The sequence below is a fragment of the Hymenobacter sediminis genome, assembly GCF_003231285.1.
GTDB classification, from domain to species: Bacteria; Bacteroidota; Bacteroidia; order Cytophagales; family Hymenobacteraceae; genus Hymenobacter; species Hymenobacter sediminis.
This window is the reverse complement of sequence record NZ_QKNS01000006.1, coordinates 17,907-30,453: the sequence shown is the minus strand read 5'-3', so window position 1 is coordinate 30,453 and position 12,547 is coordinate 17,907. Positions and strand designations below refer to the sequence as shown.

General features: G+C 56.0%; 12 protein-coding genes. 11 read left to right on the top strand and 1 reads right to left on the bottom strand.

The window, feature by feature from the left end:
* Nucleotides 1–168 precede the first annotated feature (168 nt).
* From DNI29_RS16000 to DNI29_RS24190, 11 genes are all read left to right on the top strand, one after another.
* The gene (locus DNI29_RS16000; protein WP_110979141.1) at nt 169–576 is read left to right on the top strand and encodes a GlcG/HbpS family heme-binding protein; all 408 of its coding nucleotides are present in this window, start codon (nt 169–171) and stop codon (nt 574–576) included.
* A gap of 76 nt (nt 577–652) precedes the next feature.
* Complete coding sequence (locus tag DNI29_RS15995) at nt 653–2,503, top strand: glycoside hydrolase family 15 protein (RefSeq protein ID WP_110979140.1); 1,851 nt, start codon at nt 653–655, stop codon at nt 2,501–2,503.
* A 126-nt stretch (nt 2,504–2,629) separates the two neighbouring features.
* Complete coding sequence (locus DNI29_RS15990) at nt 2,630–2,983, top strand: hypothetical protein (protein ID WP_110979139.1); 354 nt, start codon at nt 2,630–2,632, stop codon at nt 2,981–2,983.
* 146 nt (nt 2,984–3,129) lie between these two features.
* Nucleotides 3,130–3,981 carry a carboxypeptidase-like regulatory domain-containing protein gene (locus DNI29_RS15985; RefSeq protein ID WP_110979138.1) on the top strand — a complete coding sequence of 284 codons (852 nt, stop codon included), beginning with the start codon at nt 3,130–3,132 and terminating at the stop codon, nt 3,979–3,981.
* 141 nt (nt 3,982–4,122) lie between these two features.
* Complete coding sequence (locus DNI29_RS15980; RefSeq protein ID WP_162303636.1) at nt 4,123–5,076, top strand: ScyD/ScyE family protein; 954 nt, start codon at nt 4,123–4,125, stop codon at nt 5,074–5,076.
* A gap of 236 nt (nt 5,077–5,312) precedes the next feature.
* Nucleotides 5,313–5,453 (top strand): hypothetical protein, encoded by a 141-nt coding sequence (locus DNI29_RS24505; RefSeq protein WP_162303635.1) that lies wholly within the window; start codon nt 5,313–5,315, stop codon nt 5,451–5,453.
* Nucleotides 5,454–5,591: 138 nt separating this feature from the next.
* The gene (locus DNI29_RS24500; RefSeq protein ID WP_162303634.1) at nt 5,592–5,741 is read left to right on the top strand and encodes a hypothetical protein; all 150 of its coding nucleotides are present in this window, start codon (nt 5,592–5,594) and stop codon (nt 5,739–5,741) included.
* 261 nt (nt 5,742–6,002) lie between these two features.
* Nucleotides 6,003–6,467 carry a hypothetical protein gene (locus DNI29_RS15975; protein ID WP_110979136.1) on the top strand — a complete coding sequence of 155 codons (465 nt, stop codon included), beginning with the start codon at nt 6,003–6,005 and terminating at the stop codon, nt 6,465–6,467.
* Between the two features lie 135 nt (nt 6,468–6,602).
* Nucleotides 6,603–10,079, top strand: coding sequence for a methylmalonyl-CoA mutase family protein (locus tag DNI29_RS15970; RefSeq protein WP_110979434.1), 3,477 nt, complete (start codon nt 6,603–6,605; stop codon nt 10,077–10,079).
* A 91-nt stretch (nt 10,080–10,170) separates the two neighbouring features.
* On the top strand, nt 10,171–11,022 hold the full coding sequence (locus DNI29_RS24195; protein ID WP_123823284.1) for a tetratricopeptide repeat protein: 852 nt from the start codon (nt 10,171–10,173) through the stop codon (nt 11,020–11,022).
* A 222-nt stretch (nt 11,023–11,244) separates the two neighbouring features.
* On the top strand, nt 11,245–11,580 hold the full coding sequence (locus DNI29_RS24190) for a hypothetical protein (protein WP_123823283.1): 336 nt from the start codon (nt 11,245–11,247) through the stop codon (nt 11,578–11,580).
* 131 nt (nt 11,581–11,711) lie between these two features.
* On the opposite strand, the gene DNI29_RS15960 is transcribed toward DNI29_RS24190, so the two are convergent.
* Nucleotides 11,712–12,200, bottom strand: coding sequence for a DUF892 family protein (locus tag DNI29_RS15960; protein ID WP_110979134.1), 489 nt, complete (start codon nt 12,198–12,200; stop codon nt 11,712–11,714).
* Between the last annotated feature and the right edge of the window lie 347 nt (nt 12,201–12,547).

The following is a 12,547-nucleotide window of genomic DNA, read 5'->3' as shown; positions in this document are numbered from 1 at the left end:
ACGGCTGAAGTCAGGCAGGCCTGCTTGGCAGCGTGAAGGCGCTTCTCCTTCCCTACACCCATTTAGAGGCAAGCCCGCTCAAGGGTAGCTACCCTACCCCCTGAGGGCCGAACAAACCGGCCGAAACACCGTTGGGATACAACATACCTCTACACTAGCTCCAACGCCATGGGAATCACTTTGAAACAAGCGCAAACAGCCGTGCAGGCCTCTCACGAGAAAGCCATTGAAATGGGCGTAAAAATGAACATTGCCGTGGTAGATTCGGGAGCTAACCTTGTGGCCTTTATCCGGATGGATGATGCTTGGCTGGGCTCCCTGGATATATCCATCCGCAAGGCAAAAACTGCGCGCTTCTTCGACATGCCTACCGGCGACTTGGGGAAGGCCTCACAACCCGGCGGCTCTCTCTATAACATTGAGCATTCCAACGGAGGGCTGATTACGTTTCCGGGCGGCATTCCATTAAAAAATAGCGAAGGACAGATATTCGGAGCCATCGGGGTTTCGGGCAGCACCGTGGAAGACGACCACGCCGTGGCAGAAGCCGGGGTGCAGGCCCTGGCCGGCCAGTAAAAAGTCTTTGCCCTACCCCTCTTTTCTCGTTTAACCGTCTCTACCTGCTTCGCACTCAGCAGTAGCCCACCTCTGCATGCCCGATTACCTCCCGCTTGAAGACTATGGCCTTATTGGCAACCTGCACACCGTGGCGTTGGTGTCCAAAGTAGGCACACTCGATTATCTTCCTTTCACCCGTTTCGACTCGCCTACCATTTTCGCGGCTTTACTCGATGCGGAGAAGGGCGGCTCCTGGATGCTGCAGCCTGTTGGTAATGCAGTGCGCAGCAAGCAGCTCTACCTCCCAGAAACCGGCGTACTGCTCACGCGCTTCTTCACCCAGGAAGGTATTGCGGAGCTCACGGACTTCATGCCCGTGAAGCATCATGACCAGAACTGCGCCGTGGTGCGCATTATGCGCGTTATCAAGGGTAGCATGACGTTTCGAATGCAATGCGCTCCTCGCTTCGACTACGCCCGTACTGAGCATGAGACACTAACCCAGAAAGACGGCAGCCTGCTGTTCAGAAGCTGCGGCGAAGATGGGTTTCAGTTCCGATTGTTGGGTAACCAGCCTTTTGCCGCTACCGAGGCAGGAGATGCCAACGGTACTTGGACGCTTCAAGCGGGCGAAACAGCCAGCTTCGTCATTGAAGCTACCCCCGTCGATGACCCGGACTTCATTGCCCGCAACCTGGACCATTACACCGAGGCTGCCTTTCAGGACACCTTAAGTTTCTGGCGCAAATGGGTGGAGAGCAGCACCTACATCGGCCGCTGGCGTGAAACCGTGTTGCGCTCCGCTATTACCCTTAAGCTCCTGACATCCTTGGAGCATGGCTCTACGGTGGCCGCGGCTACCTTCAGCTTGCCGGAGTGCGTGGGCGGCGAGCGAAATTGGGACTACCGCTTTACCTGGATTCGGGATGCGGCTTTTACCATGTATGCCTTCCTGCGGCTAGGCTTCACGCTAGAATCAAAAGCCTTCCTGCGTTGGATTATGGAGCGCTGCCAAGAGCTCACTGACGCCGGCGACCTACAGCTGATGTACGCCGTGGATGGCACCTCTGACCTGCCGGAGCTGGAGCTGACTCACCTCAACGGCTACCGGAACTCGCGGCCCGTGCGTATTGGCAACGGGGCTTCCCGGCAATTCCAGCTGGATATTTATGGCGAACTGCTCGATACCATCTACCTCTACAATAAGTATGGCGGCGGCATCACCTACGATTTTTGGCAGCACGTAGCGCGCTTGGCAAACTACGTAGCAGAAAACTGGCGCCGACCCGACCACGGCATCTGGGAAGTGCGCGACGAAGACCGGGAGTTTATTTCGGGTAAGATGATGTGCTGGGTAGCCCTGGACCGTGCCATTCGCATTGCCCGCGACCGGTCGTTTCCGGCTCCGCTAATCGAGTGGCACCGCATCCGCGACGAGATTTACCAGGATGTGTATGAGCATTATTGGAGCGAAGAACGGCAGTCTTTCGTGCAGTCGAGGGGTAGCCAGGTGCTGGATGCCTCGGTGTTGCTCCTACCCCTCATCCGCATGTTCAGCCCGGCCGAGCCCCGCTGGCAAGCCACCATGCGTACTCTGGAAAAGGAGCTGCTGCTCGACTCGCTGATGTTCCGCTACCATGCTAACGACGGCGCTACCGATGGCCTCACCGGCGAAGAGGGCACGTTCACGATGTGCTCTTTCTGGTACATCGAAAACCTCTCACGCGGTGGTGAACTGGATAAAGCCCGCCTGCTTTTCGAGAAGCTGTTGGGTTTTGCCAGCCCCCTGGGTTTGTACTCCGAGCAGATTGGTCCGCAGGGGCAGCAAATCGGCAACTACCCCCAAGCCTTTACTCATCTGGCCCTGATTAGCGCTGCCTTCCAACTGAACCGCGACCTAGATGCCCGCCACAACGGCAAGCACGGGGGCCACCAGTTTGTGTAGCAGAAAGGCACCACGTCGGCATCTGGCAAGCCATAGCTCAGCCTTAACAGAAAGCAGGCTGAAGCGTACGTGTTTAGGTGGCTAGTTTGCCTACCCCCTTTCATCCATCCAAACCCTCCCCTCCCAATGAGTATTCAACTGAACCCCGATGCCGTAAAGTTTGCTAAACAGCTCATCCAAGACGGCAAACTTAAGAACGACGAAGGCCACTGGGGCCAGCACAACCCCGATGCAAGCCAGGAAAACAAGTTTTTGGAGAAGCATGAAATAGCCGAGTACGGCCAGTGGCATCTGGGCCTTGATAAAAGCAAGGGCGAAGACACCAAAGGTCGCTACCACTTCCCCTACGGCGACTTCAAAACCGTGCACCGCGACGGCCTGATTGCCGCCAAGGAGCGTGCCGCCCAGCAAGGTTACCAGGATATTGAAAAAGCCGCCGATGAGCTGCTACAAGCCTTGGAAAAGCAGGCTGCCCGCTAGTTAGTTTTATCTTTGCACCAGCAAAAGGGCCGCTTCTGAGCGGCCCTTTTGCTGAATACCGTTTTGCTCCAATCAGCTTAGTGGAGCGGCTAGCTCCGCTCCTTCTGCCGTAACCAGCGGCCTTCAGCTTTGCTTTCCTATCCTGAATGCATTTCCGCCTTTTTCTATTTCTGCTTTTTTGCCTGATATCCTTCGGCTTACGCGCACAAACAATCATCGAAGGACGCATCCTGAATTCTCAAACCAGTGAGCCAGTACCTTTTGCTACCCTGGGCGTCCCCGGCCGGGGCATTGGCACAGTAGCCGACGAACAAGGCCGCTACCTGTTGCGCCTGCCCAGCCTGACGGATACCCTCATTGTTACTTGCGTGGGATTCGACCGGCAGGTAGTGCTACCTTCTACCCTCACGGCAGGCCAACGCGAGTTCCGGTTAGCACCGCAGGAGCAAGCACTACGTGAAGTTAAAGTTGAGCACCGCCGCGTACATCCGGGCCTGTTGGGCCGCACTAAGGAAAAAGCCGATGTATTGTGGATGGGCGGCTCCAGCGGCAAAGAAACCGTAGACGATGAGTGGGGCTGGGAATTGGGCATCGTGCTCCGCCCTACCCACCGCACCTACCTGGAGGAGTTCCATATCTTCCTTGCCACGAACACCTACGAGCACCTGCGCTTCCGCCTGAACCTCTACACGCTGGAACAGGGGCGCCCTGGTCGGCCCTTACTTTCCCAAGATATTCAACTGGTGCTCAACCGCCAGCAGCGCGGCTGGCAAACCATAGATCTGCGCCCCTACGAGCTACTGCTCGAAGCTCAGCAACCCGTGGTGGCTACCATCCAGTGGCTGCAAAGCGAGAAAACCACCCCCTGGGACAAGTACTTTTCTATTCCTGTCGCGCGCCAGCCTAAGCACATCATGGTAGAGCGAGAAAACAGCCAAGCAATCTGGACCATCCACTCGCTGCAGCCCAGCCTCTACTTCACGGTTTTGACGGAGTAGTCCGGAACTACAAACATTCCTTTTTCAGGCAGCTGTGTGCTGAATATTTAAAATATATATTATTATATTACTATGTAAATCAATCACTTATGAATCATGCTGTTCAAACCATCCCCCCTATGGGCGCTACTTGCCCTCAGTATGGCTGTTAGTTGTCAGGATGACGATGACAACGAGCCAGTACCCGATCCAACTCAGCTCATGGCGACGCCTCTTGCGCAGAGCCTAACACTGCCTATCGGCATGAGCGTCGACAATCAGGGGCGAGCATGGGTTACGGAGAGCGGCACGGGCCAGAACGACGCCCGCGTTTCGCTGGTTACCACCGACGGTAAGGTGTACCCTGCCCTCACCGGCTTTACCTCCGTGCTGGCCAACGGCAACGCTGAAGGCATCGGGCATGTGCTCTACCGCGACGGCACGCTCTACGTTCTGGATGGGGGCGCCGGCCGCTTGTACACGGTGGATGTGTCGGGGTTTAAACCGGGGGATACACCGCGCACCGCCCAGAGCCTGACCAGCGAGGACATCGGCACCTACGTACGCAGCCAAAACCTCAGCACCCCCATCAATACTAATCTCTTCAACATGACTTTCGGCCCGGACGGCAACCTATACCTTGTCGATTCAGGAGCCAATGCCATTATCAAGCGCATCAGCGCAACCAAGGCCGTCAGCGTGTTTGCCCGCTTCCCCAGAATTACGGCCACCACGGAGGCAGTCCCGACGGGCATTGTGTATGATGGGCAGAAGTTTCTGGTGAGCACCCTGACGGGCTTTCCATTTACGAATGGGGCGGCAAAGATTTTTCAGGTGGATATGGCGGGCACGGTCAGTGAGTTCAGAAACGGCTTCACTACCCTCACGGATATTGCCTTATCTGCTAACAACAACCCTATCGTGACGGAATACGCGCAGTTTATCTTGGCGCCCCCGCCACCCGGCTTCGTGGCCCGCACCGGTCGCATTACCAACGGCGAAGGAGTGCCCCTGCTGACAACGCTGGATCGGCCAACTGACATTGAGCGCGTGAATGACCGCACGTACTACGTGCTCTGCAACGGCGATGGTACCCTGCAGAAACTGACTTATTGATATCTTGCTGGTGTCGGAAACAGATACGCTTATGCAAATCGTCCTTCTTCCCAACCAAGTATCCTTGCTGTTGAGCGAGCCGGTCTGGCACAGATGACGGATGACGAGTTTTTTGATTTTCACCGACTCCATATGGTGCGAACCCCGTCCTGAGCTGGGTGAATTTTACGACTCGAACATCGGCTTTAGCCTCCCCAAGAGACCAGCACAGCGAGGAACTCATTCTGATGCTCTCTGTGGCCGGGTCCAGAACGGGTATCACCCTGCAATTCTTCTCCACAAGCAGCCTGCCGGACGCTCACCGCTTTGCTCAGGAAATGGCCGATAAGCTGGAGGCTCCCCTCAACTTCTGTCTATCCTCTCACCTGACCATATAAATACGCTCGTTTTCTTGCCGAAGATTTTACCAGGCCTCGGTTAATCCGTTCCGCGCTACCCCGCAGGGCTTTTTCATGCGCTTTGCAACGCTCGGCGCTTACCGCTGCTCTCCTGCCTGAACCTATTCGGCAAGTTGTATGCGTTTGATTTTTTGGTGGAGCATCCTGTTCATTCTGTTTGCAACCTACGGGCTGCGTGCTCAATCCCTGCACGGTACCGTGCTCCACGATTCTCTGGCTACACCCGTGCCGTTCGCCTCCGTGGGTGTCCGCCACAAACCCTTCTGAACGGTAACCGATGCGCAAGGCCGCTTTAGCTTTCCCGACTCTCCCGGGCTCACGGCTCAGGATACGGTAGTTGTTTCCTGCGTCGGCTACTACCCGGTTCGGCTGTCGGTACCAGCCCTGCGGCACCAAAGTCCAGCCCTGGTTCGGCTGCGGCCCCAAGCGCAAGCGCTGCGGGAAGTAACGGTACGCCCCCGGGAGCTCCGGCCGGAAACGCTGGGGCACACGGGCAAAACCGGCCTGGCTCGTTGGGGCGTCAGCAGCATGACCCAGGACAGCACCCGCCGCGATATGCGGGGTAGGGAATTTGGCACCTTTCTCCGGCCCGCTCGCAGTTGCTACGTCGACAGCTTCAACGTGTACATCGACAGCAATCCGTTCCGGGCAGTCCGGTTCCGCCTGATGCTGTACACAGTCTTGGACGGGAAGCCAGCAACGCCCCTGCTACCGAATGACGTGCAGTTTGTGGTGCGCGACCAGCGCACCGGCTGGATTTCAGTGGACCTCAGTTCATATAATGTGCAGTTGGAGAAAAAGCAGCCGGTAGCCCTGGCCCTGCAGTGGCTCGATAATGACACGCCTTCTTCGGAGCGCTGGTTCTTTGGTATTCCGGCCGTATTTCCCGCTCCGCTGCACCGGGTGTTCGGCCGGGATAAAAGCCAGGCGAATTGGAGGACGTACCCCATGCAACCTAGTATGTACCTGGCGGTTCAGAGTTGGCAAGAGTAAAGCCGGCTTTGCCACCGTTAGCTAACCGAGCCATCAATCTGCTACCTCTTATTGCTGAACCTGCCCCGCGCTACCCTGCCGGGGCTTTTTTCGTACCTTCGCTACCCCCAAATTCCACCCAAAACCCTCCGTGCTATGCAAGCAGCTCCCGTAGCTCCGTATAAGCCCCAGAACCACATCCGCATCGTTACGGCGGCGGCCCTGTTTGATGGGCATGACGCCGCTATCAATATCATGCGCCGCATCATTCAGAGCAGCGGCGCCGAAGTAATTCACCTGGGTCACAACCGCTCGGTGCAGGAAATTGTAGACTGCGCCATTCAGGAAGACGCCCAGGCCATTGCCATTACCTCCTACCAGGGCGGCCACAACGAGTACTTCAAGTACATGTATGACCTGCTAAAGGAGCGCGGCGCCGGCCATGTGAAGATCTTCGGGGGCGGCGGTGGCGTGATTCTGCCCACCGAAATAGAGGAACTCGAGGCATACGGCATCACCCGCATCTACTCCCCCGACCACGGCCGCGCCATGGGCCTGCAGGGCATGATCAACGACCTGCTTCAAAAGTCAGACTTCCCTACCGGTCAGAACCTCAACGGTGAGGCCGGCCATATAAAGGAGAAAGACGCCCGCAGCATTGGCCGCCTGATTTCTGCCGCTGAGAACTTCCCCCAGGAGTTTGAGCGCGTGAAAGGCCAACTGATTGCCGACTTCCAGCAGTCGGAAGCAGGCAACGACCAGCGCCTCGACCCTACCCCCGCTAGCACCTCGAAAGCCCCCATCCTCGGTATCACCGGTACGGGGGGCGCAGGTAAGTCATCGTTGGTAGATGAGCTGGTGCGCCGCTTCCTGCTCGACTTCCCGGAGAAGACCATTGCCATTATTTCCGTGGACCCCAGCAAGCGCAAGACTGGCGGGGCCCTGCTCGGCGACCGGATTCGGATGAATTCCATCAACTCGCCGCGGGTGTACATGCGCAGCCTCGCCACGCGCCAGAGCAACCTCGCCCTGAGCCGCTATGTGCAGGATGCCGTGGACGTAGTAAAGGCCGCCAACTTCGACCTGATCATCCTCGAAACCTCGGGCATCGGGCAATCGGACACCGAAATCATTGAGCATTCCGACGCCAGCCTCTACGTGATGACGCCCGAGTACGGCGCCGCTACCCAGCTGGAGAAAATCGATATGCTCGATTTCGCCGACGTTATTGCCCTTAACAAGTTCGACAAGCGCGGTGCCCTCGACGCCCTGCGCGACGTGCGCAAGCAGTTCCAGCGTAACCACCAGCTCTGGGATAAGCCCCTGGAGGAAATGCCCGTGTTTGGCACCATCGCCTCGCAGTTCAACGACCCCGGCATGAACCGCTTGTACCGCGCCGTGCTGGCTACCGTAGAAGCCAAGACGGGCGTACCGTTTGCGTCGCAGCTCGAAACCAGTAAAGAGGACTCGGAGAAGATTTATATCATTCCGCCTCACCGCACGCGTTACCTTTCTGAAATAGCCGAAACCAACCGCCAATATGACCAGTGGGTTCAAAAACAAGCTGACACTGCTCAGCAGCTCTATGGAATCCGACAAGCCATCGGAGCCGTCCAAAGCCTCGGGGCTAACGCCGCTGGAGGACCTAGCGCTGGGAACGGCAGCGACGGAACCGCACAAGGAGGGCTCGTGGCCGGCCTGGAGAGCACCTTCGAGGAGATCAAGCTCCGGCTGGACGGCCAAAACTGGAAACTCCTGGAAACCTGGCCGCAAAAGGTAGCCGCCTATAAAGCCCCGGAGTTTGTGTTTAAGGTGCGCGACAAGGAAATCCGCATCCAGACGCACACCACCAGCCTCAGCAACCAGCAGATTCCGAAGGTTTCCCTACCCCGTTACACGGCCTGGGGCGACCTGCTGCGCTGGCAGCTTCAGGAAAACGTGCCCGGCGAGTTCCCTTATACTGCCGGCGTGTTCCCCTTCAAGCGCGAGGGCGAAGACCCTACCCGGATGTTTGCCGGCGAAGGTGGGCCTGAGCGTACTAACCGCCGCTTCCACTACGTATCGGCGGGCCTGCCGGCCAAACGCCTGAGCACGGCCTTCGACTCGGTGACGCTCTACGGCGAAGACCCCGACCACCGGCCCGACATTTACGGCAAAATTGGCAACGCCGGCGTGAGCATCTGCTGCCTCGACGACGCCAAGAAGCTCTACTCGGGCTTCAACCTGGCTAACCCCAGCACCTCGGTGTCCATGACCATTAACGGTCCGGCGGCTACGTTGGCGGCTTTCTTCATGAACGCAGCCATCGACCAGCAGTGCGAGCTGTATATTAAGGAGCAGGGTCTGGAAAGCGAGGTTGACGCCAAGATCAACCAGATCTACCAGGAGAAAGGCTTGGAGCGCCCCCGCTACCAGGGCGAGCTGCCCGCCGGCAACGATGGCCTCGGCCTCATGCTGCTCGGCGTAACCGGCGACCAGGTGCTGCCCGCCGATGTGTACGCCACCATTAAGGCACGCACACTTAGCCAGGTGCGCGGCACCGTGCAGGCCGACATCCTGAAGGAAGACCAGGCCCAGAATACCTGCATCTTCTCCACGGAGTTTGCCCTGCGCCTCATGGGCGACGTGCAGGAGTACTTCATCAAGGAGAAGGTTCGCAACTTCTACTCGGTGTCGATTTCCGGCTACCACATTGCCGAGGCCGGCGCCAACCCCATCACGCAGTTGGCCCTCACCCTCAGCAACGGCTTCACCTTCGTGGAGTACTACGTGAGCCGCGGCATGGACGTGAACGATTTTGCGCCTAACCTGTCGTTCTTCTTCTCCAACGGCATCGACCCGGAGTACGCCGTAATTGGCCGCGTGGCGCGCCGCATCTGGGCCAAGGCTATGAAGCTGAAGTACGGCGCCAACGCCCGCTCGCAGATGTTGAAGTACCACATCCAGACCAGCGGCCGGAGCCTGCACGCCCAGGAAATCGACTTCAACGATATCCGCACCACGCTGCAGGCCCTCTACGCCATCTACGACAACTGCAACTCCCTGCACACCAACGCCTACGATGAGGCCATTACCACGCCCACCGAAGAGTCTGTGCGCCGGGCCATGGCCATTCAGCTCATCATCAACCGCGAGCTAGGCCTGGCCAAAAACGAAAACCCGCTGCAGGGCTCCTTCATCATTGAGGAGCTCACCGACCTAGTAGAGGAAGCCGTGCTGGCCGAGTTCGACCGGATTACGGAGCGCGGCGGCGTGCTGGGCGCCATGGAAACCATGTATCAGCGCGGCAAGATTCAGGAGGAAAGCATGCATTACGAGATGCTCAAGCACACGGGCGAGTATCCGATCATCGGCGTGAATACCTTCCTCTCCTCGAAAGGCTCGCCCACGGTCATTCCGGCCGAAGTAATCCGCGCCACGGAGGAGGAAAAGCAGTATCAAATCACGATGCTCCAGAACCTGCACGCCCGCAACCAAGGCACCACCGAGCAGCGCCTGAAGCAGCTGCAGCAGGTAGCAGTAGCCAACGGCAACCTCTTCGAGGAGCTGATGGAAACCGTCAAGTTCTGCTCCCTAGGCCAGGTGACCAACGCGCTGTTTGAAGTGGGTGGGCAATACCGCCGGAATATGTAATTTCTCTTTCGCACTAAGACAAAAAGGGCGCTACTTTGCTGAGGTAGCGCCCTTTTTGTTGAACTATATGAAACTTTACCACCTGCTATTTATGGCTCTGTTATTCTCAGCCTGTTCATCACCTTCCCCTTCGGCCCCACCAACTACTAAAGAAGCTGCTTTGGTAAGACTAACGGAGCAATTGACGGTATTGTCACCAGTTATAGAGCAAACATTAGAAAATTCTCCTGTTCGCCGTATTTACTATATTGATAAGCCCGAAGTAAGCGAAGCACAGCCTTTGGAAGAGGCGATTCAAATGTTACGCGAATCGCCTGATTTATCAAATACATTAACGGAAACAACTCTCATTGCTGTTAGTGCTGGTTCAAAGCCGGAGAGGGCAGTTCGAACAGAGCAATTAAAAGTATTGCTGCAAACTCATCCAAATGTAGACTTAGGGTGGCTATGTTTATCTAGCTTGCAAACGGACTATGCACAAGCCGCGGCATCCTTATCAAAAGCCATTGTGCTAAACGGCCAAGTCGGCTATTATTATCGCCGACGCGCACAGCTCTATTCGCTCTTAAAAAATTACTCTGCGGCCGTGCGTGATTACCAGCAGGCGTTGAAGCTATACCACGACCGCGCTAAGGTGTATGGCGAGTTAGCCGATACCTATGCCATGATGGAGGACGACCAACGCTTTGCGGAAACGAGTGACTTACGCTTGACTGAGTTGCAAAGCCAATTGGCTAAGATTGAGAAAATAAGTCAACGCGACTGGATGCAGCAGGACAGCATACGCAGGCTGCGTGAGGAAATTGGCTATGGCTACTTATCGAAAGCACTGCACTTCATCGAAAGGCGAAACCAGCCAGCCGTTGGCTGTATCGACTTAGCGAAAGCTGTTTCCTATGGCGTGGAGGAAGCTCCCGCTTTGCTGAAGAAGTATTGCCGTTAACATCTACTTACTAACGCGAAATTAATGCAGACTAACTCAGGCCTAACTAATGTAGAGTCTGCATTGCTACGGCGGCGGACTGGAATGCGTGACTTGAAGCTGCATATATTGGAAGCGGTGCTGTGAGTTCTAGAGAAGAACCACCAGGAAAGCCGCCACGGGTGGAAGTTGAGAATGTTTCGGCGAGCAGTTTGGGTAAAAAATGCAAGCTAAGATTTGATAATGGGAGGAACTGAAACAATAATAAGGTCTGGCGAAATAGATGCATTAGACTCTATCTTCGACATACTTGCCAAAATACGAAAGCGACCTGCAATGTATTTAGGCAAACCGTCTATTCATCATCTTCATTGCTACCTCGATGGCTGGTGTCATGGCAATCCAAATGGGCTACGGGAAGCACTGTCGTTTTCTCATTTTGTCACTTGGCTAGAGAAAAAATATGAAGTAAAATCTACCCAGGGCTGGGAAAAAATTATTGATTTTTGGAGCGTTGATGAAATCAGTGCTTTGGACCATTTTTTCACTCTCCTTGACGAATTTCAACAAACCTCTTAAGGTAAATTTAAGGTAGTTATAAGTCGCAGATTGCGGCCTTGCGCCCCATTTACCAAACTACGACCGCGCCGCCTGGAGCTATCCAAGCGGCGCGGTTGTGTTATGGATCAGTAAGACTGGATGATTGACGACTATTCCTGGCCCTGCTCGGCGAGGATGCGCTGGGCGATGTCGGTGTGCTTGTCGTCGGCTTGCTTGGCTTCCTGCACGCACGCTTTCAGGTTTTGCTCGGTTTGGGTGAGGCCGGCCGAGGCGGCATACGAGGCTACCGTGCCGAAGGAAGCAATCCAGTAGTGCAGGGCCAGTTGGCCGCTGGCGATGATGCCCAGGTCGCGCGTGGTATCGGAGGTAGCTTTGTCCCGGATTTCCTTGCTCACGCGGTAGTGGGCTTCCAGAATTTCATTGTTCTGGTTTTCGGCGCCGCCTACTTCGGCAATGGCATCCTCAATACGTTGGGCCCACTGCTTGGCGGTTTCGTTGCCTTCCTGCAGGGCGGCTTTCAGCTCCGGGTGCTTGGCGTCGTTGAGGATTTCGTCGGTAGCCTGGGCGGCCACCTGGCTGCCGGCCCGCTGGGCCGATAGGCCGTCTTTGATGAGTTGTTTTAGGTCGTCGGTTTCCATAGCTCAGAAGGATATAAGGTCAAGAGCAAGGATTGCTTGCTCGGCTATTCCAACGGACTCTATTTCACTTGGTTGGCCGCCAATGTCATCAACAAACACCGCACATTTGTTTGGCTTTACAGGCTTGTTATCAACATTTTACACGGGCAGGGTACTTGTTTAGGCCAGCAGCGAAGTAGTGTACTCACCGCTTATCATTCCCTAAATACAATTGCGGTTGCTACCTAAAGGCTGGCCTACTATTACAGCACACTGTTTACATACATATCACTGACTACCAGCATTATATAAACAATGTCAAAAGGCTTGTAGTTTGAGTCAGAAGGCTGTGCCTTCACACCCAAATC